The 19,507-nt window shown below is 64.0% G+C and carries 21 protein-coding genes; 13 read left to right on the plus strand and 8 right to left on the minus strand.

The features are described 5' to 3' along the window. The first annotated feature begins 190 nt into the window (after positions 1-190). Both XH90_RS13425 and cynS read left to right on the plus strand, forming a co-directional pair. Positions 191-1,390: a TrmJ/YjtD family RNA methyltransferase gene (locus tag XH90_RS13425; RefSeq protein WP_194481927.1), complete on the plus strand. Its 1,200-nt coding sequence runs from the start codon at positions 191-193 to the stop codon at positions 1,388-1,390. A gap of 96 nt (positions 1,391-1,486) precedes the next feature. Further along, positions 1,487-1,969, plus strand: coding sequence for a cyanase (gene cynS, locus XH90_RS13430; RefSeq protein ID WP_194481928.1), 483 nt, complete (start codon positions 1,487-1,489; stop codon positions 1,967-1,969). Positions 1,970-2,039: 70 nt separating this feature from the next. On the opposite strand, the gene purB is transcribed toward cynS, so the two are convergent. Both purB and XH90_RS13440 read right to left on the minus strand, forming a co-directional pair. Next, entirely contained in the window at positions 2,040-3,470 is a 1,431-nt protein-coding gene (gene purB / locus XH90_RS13435) for an adenylosuccinate lyase (RefSeq protein WP_194482680.1), read from the minus strand. A 94-nt stretch (positions 3,471-3,564) separates the two neighbouring features. After that, positions 3,565-3,888 carry a DUF1476 domain-containing protein gene (locus tag XH90_RS13440; RefSeq protein ID WP_194481929.1) on the minus strand — a complete coding sequence of 108 codons (324 nt, stop codon included), beginning with the start codon at positions 3,886-3,888 and terminating at the stop codon, positions 3,565-3,567. A gap of 320 nt (positions 3,889-4,208) precedes the next feature. Between XH90_RS13440 and purC the strand changes: the two genes are divergently transcribed. The 3 genes from purC to purQ are packed head-to-tail and all read left to right on the plus strand — an operon-like array spanning position 4,209 to position 5,930. Beyond that, positions 4,209-4,976: a phosphoribosylaminoimidazolesuccinocarboxamide synthase gene (gene purC / locus XH90_RS13445; protein ID WP_172782948.1), complete on the plus strand. Its 768-nt coding sequence runs from the start codon at positions 4,209-4,211 to the stop codon at positions 4,974-4,976. A 13-nt stretch (positions 4,977-4,989) separates the two neighbouring features. Continuing rightward, entirely contained in the window at positions 4,990-5,229 is a 240-nt protein-coding gene (gene purS, locus XH90_RS13450) for a phosphoribosylformylglycinamidine synthase subunit PurS (RefSeq protein WP_015685059.1), read from the plus strand. After that, a complete protein-coding gene (purQ, locus tag XH90_RS13455; RefSeq protein WP_194481930.1) occupies positions 5,229-5,930 on the plus strand; it encodes a phosphoribosylformylglycinamidine synthase subunit PurQ in 702 nt (233 codons plus the stop codon). Before purS ends, purQ begins: the two co-directional genes overlap by 1 nt. Here purQ and XH90_RS13460 read toward each other — a convergent pair. After that, positions 5,902-6,885 (minus strand): DMT family transporter, encoded by a 984-nt coding sequence (locus XH90_RS13460; protein WP_194481931.1) that lies wholly within the window; start codon positions 6,883-6,885, stop codon positions 5,902-5,904. The two genes, purQ and XH90_RS13460, sit on opposite strands and share 29 nt — an antisense overlap. A gap of 75 nt (positions 6,886-6,960) precedes the next feature. Further along, the gene (locus XH90_RS13465) at positions 6,961-7,440 is read right to left on the minus strand and encodes a PaaI family thioesterase (protein WP_194481932.1); all 480 of its coding nucleotides are present in this window, start codon (positions 7,438-7,440) and stop codon (positions 6,961-6,963) included. A 185-nt stretch (positions 7,441-7,625) separates the two neighbouring features. On the opposite strand from XH90_RS13465, the gene purL reads away from it, so the two are divergent. Further along, entirely contained in the window at positions 7,626-9,836 is a 2,211-nt protein-coding gene (gene purL, locus XH90_RS13470; RefSeq protein WP_194481933.1) for a phosphoribosylformylglycinamidine synthase subunit PurL, read from the plus strand. Positions 9,837-9,851: 15 nt separating this feature from the next. On the opposite strand, the gene XH90_RS13475 is transcribed toward purL, so the two are convergent. Beyond that, positions 9,852-11,042 (minus strand): acyltransferase, encoded by a 1,191-nt coding sequence (locus tag XH90_RS13475; RefSeq protein ID WP_194481934.1) that lies wholly within the window; start codon positions 11,040-11,042, stop codon positions 9,852-9,854. A 189-nt stretch (positions 11,043-11,231) separates the two neighbouring features. On the opposite strand from XH90_RS13475, the gene XH90_RS13480 reads away from it, so the two are divergent. Then, the gene (locus XH90_RS13480; RefSeq protein WP_027525383.1) at positions 11,232-11,405 is read left to right on the plus strand and encodes a DUF1328 domain-containing protein; all 174 of its coding nucleotides are present in this window, start codon (positions 11,232-11,234) and stop codon (positions 11,403-11,405) included. Between the two features lie 14 nt (positions 11,406-11,419). Here XH90_RS13480 and XH90_RS13485 read toward each other — a convergent pair whose 3' ends face one another. After that, a complete protein-coding gene (locus XH90_RS13485) occupies positions 11,420-11,779 on the minus strand; it encodes a DUF427 domain-containing protein (RefSeq protein WP_194481935.1) in 360 nt (119 codons plus the stop codon). A 194-nt stretch (positions 11,780-11,973) separates the two neighbouring features. Here XH90_RS13485 and XH90_RS13490 point away from each other — a divergent pair, with 194 nt between their 5' ends. Next, complete coding sequence (locus XH90_RS13490) at positions 11,974-12,210, plus strand: BolA family protein (RefSeq protein ID WP_092228036.1); 237 nt, start codon at positions 11,974-11,976, stop codon at positions 12,208-12,210. Between the two features lie 39 nt (positions 12,211-12,249). Further along, the gene (locus XH90_RS13495; RefSeq protein WP_194481936.1) at positions 12,250-13,443 is read left to right on the plus strand and encodes a low temperature requirement protein A; all 1,194 of its coding nucleotides are present in this window, start codon (positions 12,250-12,252) and stop codon (positions 13,441-13,443) included. A 13-nt stretch (positions 13,444-13,456) separates the two neighbouring features. Here XH90_RS13495 and egtD read toward each other — a convergent pair whose 3' ends face one another. Both egtD and egtB read right to left on the minus strand, forming a co-directional pair. Continuing rightward, the gene (gene egtD, locus XH90_RS13500) at positions 13,457-14,428 is read right to left on the minus strand and encodes an L-histidine N(alpha)-methyltransferase (RefSeq protein WP_194481937.1); all 972 of its coding nucleotides are present in this window, start codon (positions 14,426-14,428) and stop codon (positions 13,457-13,459) included. Between the two features lie 60 nt (positions 14,429-14,488). Next, positions 14,489-15,787, minus strand: a complete 1,299-nt coding sequence (gene egtB, locus XH90_RS13505; RefSeq protein ID WP_194482681.1) for an ergothioneine biosynthesis protein EgtB — start codon at positions 15,785-15,787, stop codon at positions 14,489-14,491. 241 nt (positions 15,788-16,028) lie between these two features. Between egtB and grxD the strand changes: the two genes are divergently transcribed. Genes grxD through XH90_RS13525 form a run of 4 tightly spaced genes read left to right on the plus strand, consistent with a single transcriptional unit; the run spans position 16,029 to position 19,506 of the window. Then, positions 16,029-16,355, plus strand: coding sequence for a Grx4 family monothiol glutaredoxin (grxD, locus tag XH90_RS13510; protein ID WP_128926634.1), 327 nt, complete (start codon positions 16,029-16,031; stop codon positions 16,353-16,355). A gap of 3 nt (positions 16,356-16,358) precedes the next feature. Further along, positions 16,359-16,910, plus strand: a complete 552-nt coding sequence (locus tag XH90_RS13515; protein WP_194481938.1) for an O-acetyl-ADP-ribose deacetylase — start codon at positions 16,359-16,361, stop codon at positions 16,908-16,910. A gap of 45 nt (positions 16,911-16,955) precedes the next feature. Further along, on the plus strand, positions 16,956-18,242 hold the full coding sequence (locus tag XH90_RS13520) for a serine hydrolase (protein WP_194481939.1): 1,287 nt from the start codon (positions 16,956-16,958) through the stop codon (positions 18,240-18,242). Between the two features lies 1 nt (position 18,243). Next, the gene (locus tag XH90_RS13525) at positions 18,244-19,506 is read left to right on the plus strand and encodes a serine hydrolase (RefSeq protein WP_194481940.1); all 1,263 of its coding nucleotides are present in this window, start codon (positions 18,244-18,246) and stop codon (positions 19,504-19,506) included. The last annotated feature ends 1 nt before the right edge of the window (position 19,507 follow it).

Genomic DNA, 19,507 nt, shown 5'->3' on the forward strand with positions numbered 1-19,507 from the left:
TGGCAGGGACCGGGTTCAGGTATCGGGCGAGATTCAAAAGCTGAATCCAAGTCGTTATTTCCCTTGAGAATTTCGTCAGGACAGGCAAACGACTGGCGGACACGGCAGCCCGGTCGGCGGCCGGCCTTGAATCAATTCCTGAAGAGTGCCCCGCCAAGGCCTTGGACGACCAGAGTGAAAGCGAAACGAGATGTCGGGGACTGACAAGAGCAAGGCAGGCCTGTCGCTGGACGGTCCCATCGTGATCCTGGTCGAGCCGCAGCTCGGGGAAAACATCGGCATGGCCGCGCGCGCCATGGGCAATTTTGCGCTTGGCGCCCTGCGCATCGTCAATCCGCGCGACGGCTGGCCGAACATTGCCGCCCAGCGGGCGGCGGCCGGCGCCGACCACATTCTGGAAAAGGTCGAGCTGTTCGACACGGTGGCGCAGGCGGTCGCCGACCTCGACCTGCTGTTCGCCACCACCGCGCGGCCCCACGACCAGGCCAAGCCCGTGGTCGGGCCGGAGGCGGCAGCAGCCGAGATCTCGGGGCACGTTGCGACCGGCGGCAAGGCCGGCATCCTGTTCGGCCGCGAGCGCTGGGGCCTGACCAACGAGGAGGTCGGGCTTTCCAACCGTATCATCACCTTCCCGGTCAATCCGGGCTTTGCCTCGCTCAACCTCGCCCAGGCGGTGCTGCTGGTCGGCTACGAATGGTTCAAGCATGCAACCTCGGGCGAGCTGCCGCACGGCATGCCTGAGCGATCCGAGCGGGCCTCGCAGCACCAGATGCAGGCCTTCTTCGACAATCTCGTGCGCGAGCTCGACCGGGTCGAATTCCTGCGCCCGGCGGAGAAGCGCGACACCATGCTGGTGAACCTGCGCAACATCTTCAGCCGGATGGAGCCGACCAAGCAGGACATGCACACGCTCCACGGCGTGGTGATGGCGATCGCGGAAGGGCGCAAGGGACCGGCCAAAGGCGGTGTGCTCGACGGCGAGCAGGCCACGCGCCTGCGCGCGCTCTTGGCCGAGCATGGGCAGGCCGGCGGCGCGCCGGACAGCGGCTCGACCGTGCGCGGCCTCGCGCGCCTGCTCCGCCGCAATCCGACCGATGCCGAACGCCTGCTCTGGCAGGCGCTGACCCGCGACCGTCGCTTCGCAGGTGGGTTCAAGCGTCAGACCCCGGTCGGCCGCCACATCCCCGATTTCGTCTCGTTCCCACACCGGATCGCGATCGAGCTGGTCAATCCGGGCGAAGGCGACACCATCGCCGCTGATCGCGCGTCGCGGCGAGCGTGGCTCGAGGCGCGCGACTATCGCGTGCTGGAGATCCGTGCGGCGGATGTGGAGCGGGATCTGGAGGCGGAGCTGGTGCGCCTGCAGGAGATGGTGGAGCGGGGCGCGTAGGTCGTCTCGCACGAAGCCGTAGCCTCATTTATTGGCACGTTTCGTGCCTCCCAAAGCGGCAGGCCCGTCACATGCCTGACCGAGGGAGACCCTGACATGAAACGCGAAGACCTCACCGAAAAGCTGCTCGACATCAAGCGCGAGAAGGGCTGGAGCTGGAAACACGTCTGCGAAAAAATCGGCGGCTATTCCGAGGTGCTGATCGTCGGGGCGATCCTCGGCCAGATGAAGCTGACGAAGCCGCAAGCGGCCAACGCCGCTGAGCTGTTCGGCCTTTCGAAGGCCGAGACCACGATGCTGAACGAGACGCCGATGCGCGGCATGCCGATGCCGCCGACCGATCCTTTGATCTACCGGTTCTACGAACTGGTGATGGTCAATGGTCCGGCCTGGAAGGCGCTGATCGAGGAAGAGTACGGCGACGGTATCATGTCGGCGATCGATTTCGACATGGTGATGGAGCGCCTGCCGAATCCGAAGGGCGACCGCGTCAAGATCACGATGTCAGGCAAATTCCTGCCGTACAAATATTACGGCGCCAGCGGCAACGTCCCGGACTACGGCTTCAAGGAAGAGTGAGGCGAACGGCGAATTGCGAGTAGCGGATGGGAAAGTTTGCATTCGCTACTCGCTACCCACCGTTGACCAGCTAGAGAATGGCGCCCGGCGTGTACTTGGCCGCTTCAGGCTTTGCCTTCGCCAGCGCGTCGACCTGCTCGGCGAAGTAATCGACCTGCGCGCCGGCATCGCCGGAATTGGCGCGGCCGTGCTCGAGCACTTGGTTCAGCTCGGCTTCGCTGAGACCGAGACGCTGATCGGCGGCGAGACGCTTCAGTAGGTCGTTCTGCACGATCTTGCCGGTGCGGAGGTCCCTGATGGCAGCGACCGCATGCTCCTTGATCGCCTCATGCGCGCCTTCGCGGCCCGCGCCCTTCTTCACCGCCTCCATCATCACCGTGGTGGTGAGCAGGAAGGGCAAATAGCGGTTGAGTTCGGTTGCGACGACGGCGTCGAAGATTTCCATCTGGTCGAGCACGGACAGCAGGGTTTCGAGCAGGCCGTCCATGGCGAGGAAGGCGTCGGGCAGCATGACGCGGCGAACGACCGAGCAGGAGACGTCGCCCTCGTTCCACTGGTCGCCGGCGAGCCCTGCGGCCATCGCGAGATAGCCCTTCAACACGACATGCAGGCCGTTGATGCGCTCGCACGAGCGGCTGTTCATCTTGTGCGGCATCGCGGACGAGCCGACCTGGCCCTTGGCAAAACCTTCGCTGGCAAGCTCATGGCCCGCCATCAGGCGCAGCGTCTTGGCGAAATTGCCGGGACCGCTGGCAAGCTCGGTCAGCACGCTGACCGCGCGGAAGTCGAGGCTGCGCGGATAGACCTGGCCGACCGCATCGAAGCTCTTGGGCAGGCCGAGGTGGACGAGAATGCGCTGTTCGAGCGCGCGGGCCTTGCCGGCATCGCCGTTGAACAAGGTGATCTGGTCGAGCCTCGTGCCGACCGCGCCCTTCAGGCCGCGCGCGGGATAGGTGTCGAGCACGTTGACCAGGCTCTGGTGCGACACCAGCATCTCCTCGCCGAACATGGCGATGCGCTTGCCGAGCGTCGTGACCTGCGCGGCGACGTTGTGCGTGCGCGCCGTGAACGGCATGTCGCGGAGCTGCTTGGCGTGCCTGGCAAAGCGAATGAGCGCGGCGATGCTCTTGGTCTCGATGAGCTGGAGCCCGCGGTAGACCTGCAATTGCTCCACGTTCTCGGTGAGGTCGCGGCTGGTCATGCCCTTGTGCAGGTGCTCGTGACCGGCGAGATCGCAAAACTCCTCGATCCGCGCCTTGACGTCGTGACGGGTGATGCGCTCGCGCCGCATGATGGAGTCGAGGTCGACCTGGTCTTTCACGCGCTCATAAGCCTCGATCACGCCATCGGGCACGGGAATGCCGAGATCGCGCTGGCCCTTCAGCACGGCGATCCAGTAGTCGCGTTCGAGGCGGACCTTGCCTTCGCCGCTCCAGATGGCGCGCATGGCGGGCGAGGCGTAGCGTTGGGCGAGGACGTTGGAGATGTGATCCTGAGACATGCCGCCCATTTGGCACTGCGCGGGGCCGGCTGCAAGTCCAACAGGGCGGGCGGCGGGTCTGCCTTCCACGGCCGCCCGCCGCCCGTCGTCAAGCCTATTTTCCGGCCTTCACCTCGGCGGCCGCGACCGCGATCAGCTCGCTCATCTTGGCCCGAATCGCCTGTTCGGTGATGGCGATGTTTTTGGCGATGAGATCGGCCATGACCTTGCGCAGGACATCGCCGTCGCCGGCCTCCTCGAAGTCGGCCGCGACCACCTCCTTGGCGTAGGCCGTGGCGGCATCGCCCGACATCCCGAGCTTCTCGGCCGCCCACAGCCCCAGCAGGCGGTTGCGACGGGCTTCCGCCCTGAATTTCTGCTCCTCGTCGAGGGCAAACTTCTTTTCAAACCCTTCTTCGCGCTTGTTGAATTCGCTCATGCGTCTTCCGATTCCTTGAGGTCTCTGGACGTGGCGGTCCTCGTTGCGAAGACCCCCGCGCATGCCTAGATAAGGGGCATGATCGGCCGAACAACGAGCCGTAAAGCCGCAGGCAAGGTGGTATAAGTCAGCGTCGGATGGGCCGGATCGATTGTGCTGGGACAGCCAATCGGATAGGTTGCCTGAAGGCTTGGTTCCCGTTCTGTTTCCTTGCGTTCCAGACGGGGTCCGTGCCGTTCACGGCAGCTCCGCTGTGGGTCGTAACCTGGTAACCGGAGCACACCAAATACATGGATTTCAACAAAACACGGTACATCCCAATGAGCCGTCGGCGTCGCATTTATGAAGGCAAGGCAAAGGTTCTCTACGAAGGTCCGGAGCCCGGTACCCTGATCCAGCACTTCAAGGATGACGCCACCGCGTTCAATGCCAAAAAGCATCAGGTGATCGAGGGCAAGGGTGTCCTCAACAACCGGATCTCGGAGTACCTGTTTCAGCACCTCAACGACATCGGGGTGCCGACCCACTTCATCCGCCGCCTCAACATGCGCGAGCAGTTGATTCGCGAGGTCGAGATCGTGCCGCTCGAGGTGGTCGTGCGGAACGTCGCCGCCGGCTCGCTGTCGCAGCGCCTCGGTATCGAGGAGGGCACGCAGCTGCCCCGTTCGATCATCGAGTTCTACTACAAGAACGACCAGCTCAACGACCCCATGGTGTCGGAAGAGCACATCACCGCGTTCGGCTGGGCCACGCCCCAGGAGATCGACGACATCATGGCGCTCGCCATCCGCGTCAACGACTTCCTGACCGGCCTCTTCCTCGGCATCGGTATCCGCCTCGTCGACTTCAAGATGGAGTGCGGCCGGCTGTTCGAGAACGAGATGATGCGGATCATCGTCGCCGACGAGATCTCGCCGGACAGCTGCCGTCTGTGGGACATCAAGTCGAACGAGAAGCTCGACAAGGATCGTTTCCGCCGGGATCTCGGCGGCCTGCTCGAGGCCTACACGGAAGTCGCCAAGCGCCTCGGCATCCTCATGGAGAACGAGCGTCCGCAGGGCACGGGTCCCGTGCTGGTGAAAAGCTGAAGAGGAAGATGACGTGAAGGCACGTGTCACCGTTACCCTGAAGACCGGCATCCTCGATCCGCAGGGCAAGGCCATCGAAGGCGCGCTGAAATCGCTCGGCGTCGACGGCGTGGCCAGCGTGCGGCAGGGCAAGGTGTTCGACATCGAGCTCGCCGGCGCCGACAAGGCCAAGGCCGAAGCCGCGCTGAAGGACGCCGCCGACAAGCTGCTCGCCAATACCGTGATCGAGAACTATCGGGTCGAGCTGCTCTGATGAAAGCCGCCATCCTCGTCTTCCCCGGCATCAACCGCGAACGCGACATGGCGCGTGCGCTCAGGCTCATCTCGGGCCATGAGCCCGCTATGGTGTGGCATGCCGAGACGTCGCTGCCTGCCGGCACCGATCTCGTCGTCGTGCCCGGCGGCTTCTCCTACGGCGATTACCTGCGCTGTGGTGCGATTGCGGCGCGGGCGCCGGTGATGGATGCGGTGCGCGACTATGCGGCCAAGGGCGGCCTCGTGCTCGGCGTCTGCAACGGCTTCCAGATCCTCTGCGAGTCCGGCCTGCTGCCGGGCGTGCTGATGCGCAACGCGCGGCTGAAGTTCATCTGCAAGGACGTGCATCTGCGCGTCGAGCGTTCCGACACGCCGTTCACCCGCGGCTACAATGCCGGCCAGGTGATCCGCGTGCCGGTCGCCCATGGCGAGGGCAATTACGAGGCGGATGAAGAAACCATCAAGCGGCTCGAAGGCGAGGGGCGCGTGCTCTACCGCTACTGCTCGGCCGAGGGCGTGGTCGACGAGGCCAACAACATCAACGGCGCGGCGCATTCCATTGCCGGCATCGTCAACGACAAGGGCAACGTGCTCGGCATGATGCCGCATCCGGAAAACCACGTCGAAGACATCATGGGCTGCACCGACGGCCGCGGCCTGTTCGCGGGCCTCACCGCGCATCTCGACCGGGCAGCGTAAGCCGCTTCAGCCGCTCTGCCGGCACCGTCATGGCGGCAACGCCCGCCATGACCAGCAGCAGGCCCAGCGCCAAGTTCGACGGCACGCTTTCGCCGAGCAGCAGCACCGACAGCGCGACGCCGATCGGGATGCGCAAGTACCCTTGCGCATTCGTGGTCAACGTGCCGAGCCGGCCGAGGCACATGTAGAACAGCATCAGACCGAGCGCGCTGGAGACGATGCCCATCACGACGGTGGCAACGATCGCCTGGAACGTCGGATGCAGCGTCCAGGGCTGGTCGATGATCAGCGAGGGCGGCAGCAACACGAGACCGCCGAACAGCAGCGAGCCGGCCGCGACCACCATCGGGTCGTAATCGGAGAGCCTGAGGCCGAAGATCGTGGCGCAGGCAAAGGAGATGGTGGCGAGCAGGATCGCGATCTCCGCGATGATGTCGCTGCCGAAGCCGTGCAGCGCATCCAGGCCGATGATGGCGATGGTGCCGGCAAGACCGAGGATCGCGCCCACGAGCTTGAGCAGCGTCGCCGGCTCGTGCCGCGTGATCAGCGAGGTGATCAGGAAGGCGAAGATCGGCGTGGTCGAGGCCAACACCACGGTGTTGGACGCCGGCACGTATTGCTGCGACCAGGTGATGACCAGAAACGGAAATGTCGAGTTGATGAGCTGCTGGGTCGCGAACAGCTTCCAGGCTTTCGCGTCGGTCGGGACCTTGACGTCGCGCATCCAGAGGATCGCGAACAGGAAGGCGGCCGCGATCAGCGAGCGCACCGAGATGAAGGTGATGGGCGGTATCGTGGGAAGCGCGAGCTTGGCCAGCGGGTAGGTCGAGCTCCAGCAGCAGGCGAGCGCCACCAGCAGCGCGTAGTCGCGCCAGTTGCGCGCGCCGGTGGCGGTGTTGGCTGCTGGTGACGACGATCCGGCGGCCACTGCGTGGCTTGACGATGTGCTCTGCACCTTGTTGTTACTCCCCGGCGCGAACGCGCTTCGCGCAAGTCTGGGCGAGGGGGCGTGAAAAAGGAAGGTGCCGAGCTATGCGTTTGCCTGCAGTGCCGGCTTCCGCCTCACCCGCTTGATCGTCCCGGAGAACGTGAACAGCGGCCGGCCGGCCGAGGTGAGCTTGCCGCGCAGGAAGATCAGCGAGCCTCCGGCGCGCGAGACGTCGCCGGTGCATTCGACCAGTTCGCCCTCACGTGCCGCGTCGAGGAAATCGCAGGCGAAATTGGTGGTCACGGCCGGGCCGTCCAGCTCGTGGGTAGCGATCGCGAACAGGCAATAATCGGCGAAGGCCATGAAGCAGCCGCCATGGACGTTTTTGGCGCCGTTGAGGTGCTTTTTCTCGACCCGGAAGGCGCAGCGGACGCTGCCGTCGTCCTCGATCTTGTGCCAGAACGGGCCGATATGGCTCTCAAAGCTGTCGCGAATCCAGGTCCGCCAGCCCGTGAACTCGCCCTCGGTGGCGACATGTAGGTCGGGGCGGCGGGTGGAGGGGACTTTGGTCAATTCGTGCAAGGAAATGGGCCTTCAATTACGGGTCTTTAGCCCTTAAATCCGATCCGTCAGCGCCTTGCAATTCCCGTTCCCGCCGCCCCACCTTGCAAAACGTGGGACAGCGGGAAAATGCGCCATAAAGGGCTTTTCGTGAGCCCTCGATCTTCCTAAGAACGGCCAAACGCCCGCCGAAAGCCCCTGAAGCCATGAAGAACGAACCTAAGATCACCCCCGAACTGGTTGCCGCCCACGGGCTCAAGCCCGACGAATACGAGCGCATCCTGAAGCTGATCGGGCGGGAGCCGACCTTCACCGAGCTCGGCATCTTCTCGGCAATGTGGAACGAGCACTGCTCGTACAAATCCTCGCGCATCCATCTGAAGGGCTTGCCGACCAAGGCGCCCTGGGTGATCCAGGGCCCCGGCGAGAATGCCGGCGTGATCGACATCGGCGGCGGCCAGGCCGTGGTCTTCAAGATGGAGAGCCACAACCACCCGAGCTATATCGAGCCCTACCAGGGCGCGACGACAGGCGTCGGCGGCATCCTGCGCGACGTCTTCACCATGGGCGCGCGCCCCATTGCCTGCCTCAACGCCCTGAGCTTCGGCGCGCCCGAGCATGCCAAAACGAGACATCTCGTCTCCGGCGTCGTCGCGGGCGTCGGCGGCTACGGCAACTCCTTCGGCGTGCCGACGGTCGGCGGCCAGGTGCGCTTCCACACCCGCTATGACGGCAACATCCTCGTCAACGCGATGGCGGTGGGCCTCGCCGATGCCGACAAGATCTTCTATGCCGCCGCCTCCGGCGTGAACATGCCGATCGTTTACCTCGGCTCCAAGACCGGCCGCGACGGCATCCACGGCGCCTCGATGGCGTCGGCCGAGTTCGACGACAAGTCCGAGGAGAAGCGCCCGACCGTGCAGGTCGGCGATCCTTTCGCCGAGAAGCTGCTGCTCGAGGCCTGCCTCGAGATCATGGAGAAGGGCTGCGTCATCGCGATCCAGGACATGGGGGCGGCGGGGCTCACGTGTTCGGCGGTCGAGATGGGCGCCAAGGGCGATCTCGGCGTCGACCTCGATCTCGACGCCGTGCCGACCCGCGAGATGGGCATGAGCGCCTATGAGATGATGCTCTCGGAAAGCCAGGAGCGCATGCTCATGGTGCTCAAGCCCGAGAAGGAACAGGAAGCCGAGGCGATCTTCAGGAAGTGGGGCCTCGACTTTGCGGTCGTCGGCCACACCACGCCGAGCAAGCGGTTCGTGGTCAAGCATGGCGGCGACGTCATGGCCGATCTGCCGATCAAGGAGCTCGGCGACGAGGCGCCGCTCTATGACCGCCCGCATGTTCCCTCCGCCGCGCTGCCGATCGTGCATGCGCGCGAGGTGCCGGCGCCGATGGCGCTGGGTGCCGCGCTGGAGAGGCTGATCGGCACGCCCGACATGTGCTCCAAGCGCTGGGTCTGGGAGCAGTACGACCACGTCATCCTCGGCAACACCATGCAGCGCCCCGGCGGCGATGCCGCCGTCGTGCGCGTGCAGGACGGGCCGAAGGGACTGGCGCTCACCGTCGACGTGACGCCGCGCTATTGCGAGGCCGATCCGTTCGAAGGCGGCAAGCAGGCCGTGGCGGAAGCCTGGCGCAACATCACCGCGGTCGGCGGCAAGCCGCTCGCGATCACCGACAATCTCAACTTCGGCAATCCTGAGCGGCCCGAGATCATGGGCCAGTTCGTCGGCTGCCTGAAGGGTATTTCGGAAGCCTGCCGCTCGCTCGACTTCCCGGTCGTCTCCGGCAACGTCTCGCTCTACAACGAGACCAACGGCCGCGCGATCCTTCCCACACCCTCGATCGGCGGTGTCGGACTGCTCGACGATTTCACCAAGTCCGCCTCGCTCGCCTTCAAGGCGGAGGGCGAAGCGATCCTCTTGGTCGGCGAAACGCATGGCTGGCTCGGCCAGTCCGTCTATCTTCGCGACATCTGCGGTCGCGAGGAGGGCGCGCCGCCGCCGGTCGATCTCGCCGCCGAGAAGCGCAACGGCGATTGCGTGCGCGGCATGATTCATGCGGGCACTGCGACCGCGGTGCACGACCTCTCGGACGGTGGCCTCCTGATCGCGCTTGCCGAGATGGCGATGGCGAGCGGCATCGGCGCGAGGCTGCTCGCGGCGCCGACATCGCTGGTCGCGCAGGCCTATTGGTTCGGCGAGGACCAGGCGCGCTATCTCGTCACCGTGCCGGAAGCCGAAGCCGGACGCGTGCTCGCCAAGATGCGCGGCTGCGAGGTGCCATGCGTGCGGATCGGTACCACCGGCGGCGATGCGGTCGTGATCGCGGGCGAGGCGCCCGTGTCGATCGATGCTCTGCGGACCTCGCACGAGCGCTGGCTGCCGGAGTATATGGGCGGGAAGGCGGCGTAAGCCGCCTTCACAAACTCACAGTATCTTCGTTGCCCCGGGGATCTGGCGCAGAGCGCGCGTCAGCGCCCAGCTGAACGCGACTGTCAGCAGGAATCCAATCGTCACCTTGACGAGCGCTGGCAGCTCATAGTCGAACAGCCAGTATTGCAGCCAAAGCGCGATCGGGTAGTGCACCAGAAACATGCCATAGGCGTCCGCCTGCATCGGATCGAGCAGCCTGGCCGAGCCCGATTGCTTGAACCGCTGGAAGAAGGCCAGGATCAGAAACATGATGGCCACGCTGAAGACAGCGAAGCAGACGGCATAGAGCCCCTCATACCAGTTCGGCAGCGGCGACGGGTTTCCCAGTATCTCGCGCTTGATGAAGATCAGCACCCAGAGCAGGCAATACGGAACGATCGTCAGGACCATCCAGTCCCAGCTGACCCTCGCCATGCGGCCGTCAGCCGCGAGCAGTCCGCGGTCGATATTCGCGACGCCGATGCCGGCTCCGAAAAAGAAGTAGCTCGCATAGAGCATCACGCGCCCGTGCTGCACCGAGAACGGCCCGAACTCGAACCAGTTGCTTGGCCCGAAATACATCAGCCCGGGAACATAGAACGCTGCGGTGACGGCAAGCATGACCGCGAAGAACTCCGCGGGCCGGCGGCGACCGTGCAGCGAGAGGCGATTGATCGGATCGAGCAGGTTGGGCGACAGCCGGTGCAGGATGCAGGCAATCACGTCGAAGACGAGCAGGACCCAGAGAAACCAGATCGGCCCGCTCGGCCACGGGCCCTTCGTGACCATATTCCACCAGTATTCCGAGAAGCCGATCTCGGGGTTTTGCCGGAGCGAGATGGCGTAATAGGCGAGGGGAATGATCGTGAATGCGCAGATCACGAACGGCAGTCCAAGCCGCAGCAGGCGATCGACCAAATAGCTCCGCGCTCCCTTGCGGGCGATGCCTGACCACGCAAACAAGCCCGACAGGAAGAAGAACATCGCCATGAAGAAGCTGTCGGTGGCGAGCACGAGCATGTCGAAGCCGAAGAAGGACTTCGGGTCGGTGTGACCGAAATAGGTATAGGGGATGACGGCATGGTGCAGCAGTACCACCAGCGTCAGGAAGGTCCGGGCGCGATCGAGCGACATGTTGCGCGTCTTGCTTTTCGGCGCAGCATGCGCTTCGGCGCCAATCGTCGCTGATTGTGAGATCGTACTCATGGTTGCCCCGATTGCGTCTCTGTCGCTGCACGACTCTGCCGCCGGGAACCGGATTCAGCAAGGGCCGTTTCGGCCATTCGTCGCTGCCGGCCGGTATCCTGAGGAACCAGTTCCGTGCGGCGAAGTTAGCGTTCACGAACTGGTTGAGGACTGCCCGCCATAGGCGGCACTGATGCGTCGGAGCTGGCGATGACTATCCTGAAATGGGCGCTGATCTTCCTGTTGATCTCGATCGTGGCCGGTGTGCTCGGCTTCACCGGCATCTCGGCCGCCTCCGCCGATGTCGCCCGCTTCCTGTTCTACGTCTTCGTCGTGATCTTCCTGGTGCTGCTCGTTCTCGGGCTCACGATATTCAGGGCGTAGCCAGACGCCGGGGACTATCCCACTTCCTCGATCTTCACCTTGTCCGGGTAGAAGGCGAGATGACCTGATATCTCCGTCATCGCGGGGAAGGGCGTCTCGTAGGTCCAGATGGCGTTGTCGAGCGTCTTGCCGTCGGCCTTGATGCTGTAATAGCTGGCGTCGCCCTTGTAAGGGCAGTGGGTGGTGCGAGCGGTGCGCTCCAGCAGCGCCATATTCGCGTCCTCCCGCGGCAGATATTGCACCGCCGGATATCTGGCCTCTTTCAGCGTCAGCGCCTTGGTGCTCTCGGCAATCACGATATCGCCCGCCGTCACGCGGACGCGGCGGGGATTTTGGGTGATGGTGATGGGATGGTCGGGGCCCGGAAGCTTCATGGTTTCACGCCTTTTCGATCAAACTGCCGCGCGCGGCACTTTGTCGTGCCTTTGTCCTGATGGGATCAGGGATATAGTGCCTGAAGGCGTGACGTAGAAGGCCGTTCACGCTAAGTTTGGCCTCGCCGGCAAGGGGACCCCCGGCAAGCGATTCGAGGCCGAGGCCGAAAGCCGACACAAGGAGCAAGACCCGAATGCCCATGGACGCCCACGATATCGAGGCGATGATCAAGGCAGCGATCCCCGATGCCGAGGTGACCATCCGTGACCTCGCCGGCGATGGCGACCACTATGCTGCGACCGTGATCTCGGAATCCTTCCGCGGCAAATCCCGCGTCCAGCAGCACCAGATCGTCTATCGGTCCCTCCAGGGCCAGATGGGCGGCGTGCTGCATGCGCTGGCGCTGCAAACCGGCGTACCAAGTCCTTGAACAGGTTGCACCTGACCTGATCGCGCGCAGGGGACGCTGATGGCTGCGGACAATCCGCGCGGCGCGATGTTTCGCGTCATCGTGCCGAACCAGCCCAGCCGCGTCACCAATGCCGAGCTGTTCTTCGACCTCGTCTTCGTCTTCGCCGTCACCCAGATCTCGCACACGCTGCTGCACCACTTCACGCCGCTCGGGGCGGTCGAAGTCACGCTGCTGTTCCTGGCGGTGTGGTGGGTGTGGGTCTACACCGCCTGGGTCACCAACTGGCTCAATCCCGAGCTGACGCCGGTCCGCATCCTGATCTTCCTGATGATGCTGGGCGGCCTCGTGCTGTCGACCACGATCCCTGCTGCCTTCGACGGCCGCGGCCTGTGGTTTGCGATCGCCTATGCGGCCATGCAGGTCGGACGCACCGCGTTCTGGCTGTTCGCGACCCCGCACCATCGCACCGCCGTGAGGCACAACGCGATCCGCATCCTGGTCTGGCTCTGCGGCTCCGCGATCTTCTGGATCCTCGGCGGTCTCGCCCATGGCGAGGAGAGGCTGTGGTTCTGGATCGTCGCCCTCGCGATCGAATATGTCTCGCCCGCGGTGCGCTTCTGGGTGCCGAAGTTGGGTTTCTCGTCGGTCGAGGCCTGGGCCGTCGAGGGCGGCCACATGGCCGAGCGCTGCGCCGGCTTCATCATCATCGCGCTGGGCGAGGCCGTCGTCGTCAACGGCGCGACCTTTGCCGAACTGGACTGGACCGCGGACAACATCCTGGCCTTCGTCGCGGCCCTGGTCGGCAGTATCGCGATGTGGTGGGTCTATTTCCACAAGGGCGCCGAGGCCGGCTCCGAGCGGATCTCGAAATCGGCTGAATCCGGCCGTCTGGCGCGGCTCGCCTACACCTACCTGCACATGCCGATCGTCGCCGGCATCATCCTGACCGCGGTCTCGGACGAGCTGGTGCTGAAGCACCCCTCGGGACATTCCGACGTCCGCACCATCGTCAGCACGATCGGCGGTCCCATGGTGTTCCTGGTCGGCACCATCCTGTTCAAGCACTCGATCCGCGGCTTCCTCCAGCTTTCCCACGGCATCGGAATCATCCTGCTGCTGGCGCTGTGGTGGTTCGCCGCCGATCTCTCGCCACTCTGGCTGTCGGTTGCCACGAGCGTGATCATGATCGTCGTCGCGGTGTGGGAATCGGTGTCGCTGGGATCGAAGCGGCAGGAGGCCGAGGAGCGTTGAGGCGCCGGAGCGATTACTCCGCCGCCTCCAGCGCGTGCACCGAGAACATCTTGGCTGCGTCCGTCCAGCTCTCGCGCACGCGCCAGCCGGCGCCTTGCGCCAGCGCGGCGAAGCGCTCGAGGCTGTATTTGTAGCTGTTCTCGGTGTGGATACTCTCGCCGGGCCGGAACGAGAAGCTGGTGCCGAGCAGGCGCACGGTCTGGCTCTTCCGGCTGATCAGGTGCATCTCGATTCGGTGACGGTCGTGATTGTAGATCGCGCCATGGGTGAAGGCGGAGAGGTCGAAATTGCCGCCGAGCTCGCGGTTGATCCGCACAAGCACATTGAGGTTGAACCGCGCGGTGACGCCGGCCGCGTCATTGTAGGCGGCGTGGAGCAGGCGCTCCTCTTTCTCGAGGTCGGCGCCGACGATCATCTGCGCGCCGTTGCCCAGGATCTGGCGGGCACTCTTGAGGAAGGCCTGTGCCTCGTGCGGCTCGAAATTGCCGATGGTCGAGCCCGGGAAGAAGCCGACCTTGGGCATCGATGCGACCGCTTTCGGCAGTTCGAACGGCGTGGTGAAGTCGGCGGCCACCGGATAGATGCCGAGCGACGGGAAATCGCGTTTCAGGCCATTGGCCTGCGCTTGCAGGAAGTCACCGGAGATGTCGACCGGGACATAGGCCGCGAACTTGGACTGGTTCAGCAGCAGGCGGACCTTCGTGGTCGCGCCGGCGCCGAACTCGACCAGTGCGGCGTTCTCGGGAATGATTTTTGCGATCTCGCTGCCGCGCTCCCTCAGGATCGCGAGCTCGGTGCGCGTCGGATAGTATTCCGGAAGGCGCGTGATCGCTTCGAACAATTCCGATCCGGTCGCGTCATAGAAATATTTCGGCGACAGTTTTTTCGGCTGCTGCGAGAGGTCCTCGATCGCCTCGCGGGCGAAGGCAGTGGTCTGCTCGTCGGGGAGATGGGCTTCGGCCAAAGCGCTGGCGTGCACATTCATGATACTCTCCTGAACGCGCTGTCCGGCGCGTATTTGTCGTCGGATGAGACTTCAAGGACTTCAGAGGTAGTCAGCCAGCCGCAACCCGGTGAATTGCCAGCGGTGGTGCGGATAGAAGAAGTTGCGATATGTGACGCGGCTGTGACCCTCAGGCGTCGCCAGCGAGGAGCCGCGCAGCACCAGCTGGTTGACCATGAACTTGCCATTGTACTCGCCGAGCGCGCCTTCGACGGCGCGGTAGCCGGGGTAGGGGGAATACGACGACCGCGTCCACTGCCAGACGATGCCGAAAGCGTCGTTGAGCTGCTTGGTGCGGGCCGCGACTTCCCATTCCATTTCGGTCGGCAGATGCTTTCCGGACCAGCGCGCGAATGCATCGGCCTCGTAATAGCTGACGTGACAGACCGGCGCGTCAGGATCGACCGGCTCGAGGCCGGCCAGCGTCATCACCTGCCATCCGCCATCAACCTCGCGCCAATGCCCCGGCGCCTGCCAGTCTTCCTTGCTGGCCGCGGCGAAGCCGTCCATCAGCCACAGCGTCGCACGCCGGTAGCCGCCGTCGCGCATGAAGGCGAGCCATTCGCCATTGGTGACGAGATTGCGCGCGACCTTCACGGGGCTGACGAGCGCGCGGTGTGCCGGCTTCTCGTTGTCGAAATGAAAGGTGTCGTCGACATGACCGACGGTGTGGATGCCTTCGTTGAGCGTCAGCCAGTCATCGCCCGAGCGCGTGGCGGGTGGAAAGCGCCAGTCCGCATCGTAAGCGGGATAGACCGGACTCTGCGCGAAGGCGTGCAGGATGTCGGTGAACATCAATTCCTGATGCTGCTGCTCGTGGTTCAGCCCGACCTCGACGAGTGGCGCCACCTCACGGAGCTTGTCCTCGCCGGCCTCGCGAAAGAATTTGACGACCGCCGCATCGACATAGTTGCGATAGGCGCCGACCTCGTCGGCGCTGGGCCGGGTGATGTCACCGCGATGATTGCGGGCATGGCGGGGGCCTGCGCTGACGTAATAGGAATTGAACAGGAAGGCGAAGTCGGGGTGGAAAGGCCGGTAGCCTGGGACGTGCTCGCCGAGCAGAAACTGTTCCCAGAACCAGGTGGTATGGGCCCGGTGCCATTTCGCCGGGCTCGCGTCCGGCATGGACTGAATCTGCTGGTCCTCGGGAGAGAGCGGCGCGGCCCGGCGCTCGGTCTCGGTGCGGACGGCGAGAAAACTGCTCTCCAGCCCCTGCGCGAGACCGGCTGGGGCGGCCGATTGTGACGAAAGCGGCGGACTGGCCGTAGCGGAGGCTTGTTTCGTCACGTTTTTCTCCAGACAGGACAAGAGAACGTTGTTGGCGTGCCCCGGTTCCAAAACCAAGGTTCGTCCTAGATAGGCGCTCCGTTACGGTATGAAAGTCCTCCCCGGCGATGATATTCGTGCCATCATGCAATGGTGACGAGGCCGCCCAGGCCCGATGTCCAGGGGCCGTTCGCCGCCATTTTACTTTGGATGCACAACGGTTTGGGCTACATATATAGGTAGGTATCGGGTTAGATCGGCTGAGCCGGCCCGAGGAAAATGTTGAGGGCTCGAGCCCCAGAAGGACACGGATATGAGCATCGCGGAATTCATCGACAACGAAGTGAAGTCGAACGACGTGGTTCTGTTCATGAAGGGTACGCCGCAATTTCCGCAGTGCGGTTTCTCCGGCCAGGTCGTCCAGATCCTCGACCACGTCGGCGTCGGCTACAAGGGCCTCAACGTGCTCGAATCTGCCGAACTGCGCAACGGCATCAAGGAATATTCGAACTGGCCGACCATCCCCCAGCTCTACGTGAAGGGTGAGTTCATCGGCGGCTGCGACATCGTCCGGGAGATGTTCCAGGCCGGCGAATTGCAGCAGCTCTTCTCCGAGAAGGGCGTCGTCGTCGCGGCCTGATCCGTGGCGGTGCTGACGCGCCGGATCGGCGGCGCGGAGCTCGACGTCATCATTGCTGACATCACCACGCTGAGCGTTGATGCCATCGTCAACGCCGCCAATTCATCGCTTCTTGGTGGAGGCGGCGTCGATGGTGCGATCCACGACGCTGCCGGTCCCGAGCTGCTTGCCGAATGTCGGACGCTCGGTGGATGCCCGACCGGTGATGCCAGGATCACCAAGGGTTACCGTTTGCCCGCGCGCCATGTGATCCACGCTGTTGGCCCCGTCTGGCATGGCGGCAGCCGTGGTGAGGCCGAGGCGCTCGGTTCCTGCTATCGCCGCGCGCTCGAGCTCTCCCAGGCCAATGAGCTGACCTCGCTGGCATTCTCCGCGATCTCGACTGGCGTGTATCGCTTCCCGGCGGATCAGGCCGCCAGGGTTGCGGTCCATACGACCATCGAGGCCCTGCCGACGGCTCCCTCGGTCAACCGTGTCATATTTTGCTGTTTCTCTGAGGCGAGCGCCGCCCTTCACACCGACGTTTTGGCGCGATACGGCAGCCCTTGTGCCTGACAGCGCGCTCATTACACTCCGCCAGCCATGTTCCGGGGAGGGGATATGATTTTAAGTATTGGACTACGAGCGTTGGTTTGCGGTGCCCTTGTCTCGTTTGGCGCGATGTCGATCGCGCACGCGGAGGGCACCTACGAGATTCCGGCCGGGGCGCATTTCAATCAGGAGAAGCTCGGCAAGATCAGCGAGTTCTTCAAGAACGAGGTTGCGACCGGCAAGATCGCCGGCGCGACCGTGCTGATCAAGCAGCACGGCAAGCCGGTCTATCACGAGGCCTTCGGCGTGCAGGACGTGGTCAGCAAGGCTCCCATCACCGACAAGACGATCTTCCGCCTGTTCTCGATGAGCAAGGCGATCACCTCGGTGGTCGCGATGAAAATGCTCGAGGACGGCAAGTTCAAGTTGGATGATCCCGTCTCCAAGTACATCCCGTCCTTCGCCAATGTGAAGGTCGGCGTCGAGAAGAAGGCCGAAGACGGCACCAAGACGCTCGAGCTGGTGCCGCCGAACCGGCCGATGACGGTGAAGGATCTGATGACCCACACCTCGGGCATCACCTACGGCTTCTATGGCGACAGCCTGGTTCGCCAAGCCTATCGCGCCGCCAACATCTATGCCGGCGATTTCGACCTTGCCGAGTTCGCCGAGCGCATCGCAAAGCTGCCGCTGCACAATCAGCCGGGGGCGCTCTGGCAATACGGCCATTCCACCGACATCCTGGCGCGCGTGATGGAAGTCGCGGGAGGCAAGTCGCTGCTCGATATCGAGCGGGACTTGCTGCTCGGGCCGCTCGGCATGGTCGATACCGGCTTCCTGGTCACAGACCCCGCGAAGCAGAAGCTGCTGGCCCAGCCGGTGCCGAACGACAGTGATTTCCGGGTTGGCCGTATCAACGATCCGACGGTCGTCAAGAAGATCCAGTTCGCAAGCGGCGGCATGGTGACGACCATGGCCGATTACGAGCGCTTCGCGCAGATGCTGCTCAACGGCGGCTCTTTCGACGGCAAGACCATTCTCAAGCCCGAGACGTTCAAGCTGATGACGACCGACCAGATCGGCCCGGGCTCCGGCGTTGAACGCGACTATTTCTACTTCCCCGGCGACGGCTTCGGTTTCGGCCTTGGCCTCGCGATCCGCACCGATCCCGGCAACGCAAAGCCGCCGCCGCCCGGCGATCTCGGGGAATTGAAGTGGGACGGTGCATCCGGCTGCTATTTCGTGATCGATCCCAAGCAGGACATGTTCTTTGTGCTACTGGAGCAGACTCCGAGCGAGCGGCAGCGCATCCAGCGGACACTGAAGCAACTGGTCTATGAAGCCATGGAGAACTGATATGCGCGAGCGCCGCGGGCTGGTCGCGGCGCTCGTCCTTTTGTTCGGCGTCGTTGGTGCACAAGCGGGCTCCGAGGGCCGCGCGCACAGTTTCACGCCGGAGGGCCTCGCCAAAGTCTCCGACTACGTCAGGAACGAGATCGCGACCGGCAAGATTCCGGGTGCGATCCTCTTGCTCCAGCAGCACGGCAAGCCGGTCTATAACGAGAATTTCGGCGTCCGCGACGTCGCGACAGAGATATCGATGAGCGCCGACACGATCTTCCGGCTCTATTCGATGTCGAAGCCGGTCACTTCTGTTCTGGCGATGATGCTGGTCGAGGAGGGCAGGCTCGCGATCAGCGATCCCGTCTCGAAGTACATCCCGGCCTTTGCCGACATGAAGGTTGGCGTCGAGAAGAGGGCCGAGGACAACAGGATCTCGCTGGAGCTGGAGCCGCTCAAACGTCCGGTGACGATCGAGGATCTGATGCGCCAGACCGCCGGACTCCCCTACGGCTACTATGGCGGGGACCTGGTGAACAAGCTCTATGCCGACGCCGGTCTGTTCGACAACAAGGCTTTGACCAATGCGGAGCTGGTCGCGAAGATCACAACGCTGCCGCTCGCCGAGCAGCCCGGCACGATCTGGGACTACGGCCTCTCTTTCGACGTGCTCGGTCGCATCATCGAGGTGATATCGGGGAAATCGCTGTTCGAGTTCGCGAAGGAGCGCCTGTTCGATCCACTCGGGATGAAGGACACGGCGTTCTACGTCGCCGATCCCGCCAAGTGGCCGCGTATCGCCGAGCCGATGCCGGAGGATCGCGTGCTCAGCCCGATGGCGAAGGTTCGCGATATCAGGAAACCGCTGCGATGGGAGTCCGGCGGCGGCGGCCTGGTCGGCACCGTCGGCGACTATGCGCACTTCTCGCAGATGCTGCTCAACGGCGGCAGTTACGAAGGCCGACGCTACCTCAAGCCGGAAACCATCGCCTTGATGGCGTCGGATCACGTCGGTCCCGAAACCCACGTCGAGCGCGACAAGAACTTTTATCCGGGCGAGACCAGCGGCTACGGCCTCGGCTTTGCCGTGCGCACGTCGGTGCGGCCGGGCACGTCGCGGCCGCTTGGCGAATATCGCTGGGACGGCGTCGGCGGCACCTTTTTCTTCATCGATCCCGAAGACGATCTGTTCGGAATCTTCATGGTGCAGACACCGTCGCAGCGCGGCCGGATTCAACTCGGGCTGAAGACGCTGATCTATCAGGCGATGGCGCGGTAGA

The sequence above is a fragment of the Bradyrhizobium sp. CCBAU 53338 genome (assembly GCF_015291665.1).
Taxonomy (GTDB): Bacteria; Pseudomonadota; Alphaproteobacteria; order Rhizobiales; family Xanthobacteraceae; genus Bradyrhizobium.

What these genes read in the sequence shown, in the direction of transcription:
- XH90_RS13425 (WP_194481927.1), top strand. Translation starts at nt 191, where the DNA reads ATGTCGGGGACTGACAAGAGCAAGGCAGGCCTGTCGCTGGACGGTCCC.
- cynS (WP_194481928.1), top strand. Translation starts at nt 1,487, where the DNA reads ATGAAACGCGAAGACCTCACCGAAAAGCTGCTCGACATCAAGCGCGAG.
- purB (WP_194482680.1), bottom strand. Translation starts at nt 3,470, where the DNA reads ATGTCTCAGGATCACATCTCCAACGTCCTCGCCCAACGCTACGCCTCG.
- XH90_RS13440 (WP_194481929.1), bottom strand. Translation starts at nt 3,888, where the DNA reads ATGAGCGAATTCAACAAGCGCGAAGAAGGGTTTGAAAAGAAGTTTGCC.
- purC (WP_172782948.1), top strand. Translation starts at nt 4,209, where the DNA reads ATGAGCCGTCGGCGTCGCATTTATGAAGGCAAGGCAAAGGTTCTCTAC.
- purQ (WP_194481930.1), top strand. Translation starts at nt 5,229, where the DNA reads ATGAAAGCCGCCATCCTCGTCTTCCCCGGCATCAACCGCGAACGCGAC.
- purL (WP_194481933.1), top strand. Translation starts at nt 7,626, where the DNA reads ATGAAGAACGAACCTAAGATCACCCCCGAACTGGTTGCCGCCCACGGG.
- XH90_RS13475 (WP_194481934.1), bottom strand. Translation starts at nt 11,042, where the DNA reads ATGAGTACGATCTCACAATCAGCGACGATTGGCGCCGAAGCGCATGCT.
- XH90_RS13480 (WP_027525383.1), top strand. Translation starts at nt 11,232, where the DNA reads ATGACTATCCTGAAATGGGCGCTGATCTTCCTGTTGATCTCGATCGTG.
- XH90_RS13485 (WP_194481935.1), bottom strand. Translation starts at nt 11,779, where the DNA reads ATGAAGCTTCCGGGCCCCGACCATCCCATCACCATCACCCAAAATCCC.
- XH90_RS13490 (WP_092228036.1), top strand. Translation starts at nt 11,974, where the DNA reads ATGCCCATGGACGCCCACGATATCGAGGCGATGATCAAGGCAGCGATC.
- XH90_RS13495 (WP_194481936.1), top strand. Translation starts at nt 12,250, where the DNA reads ATGGCTGCGGACAATCCGCGCGGCGCGATGTTTCGCGTCATCGTGCCG.
- egtD (WP_194481937.1), bottom strand. Translation starts at nt 14,428, where the DNA reads ATGAATGTGCACGCCAGCGCTTTGGCCGAAGCCCATCTCCCCGACGAG.
- grxD (WP_128926634.1), top strand. Translation starts at nt 16,029, where the DNA reads ATGAGCATCGCGGAATTCATCGACAACGAAGTGAAGTCGAACGACGTG.
- XH90_RS13520 (WP_194481939.1), top strand. Translation starts at nt 16,956, where the DNA reads ATGATTTTAAGTATTGGACTACGAGCGTTGGTTTGCGGTGCCCTTGTC.
- XH90_RS13525 (WP_194481940.1), top strand. Translation starts at nt 18,244, where the DNA reads ATGCGCGAGCGCCGCGGGCTGGTCGCGGCGCTCGTCCTTTTGTTCGGC.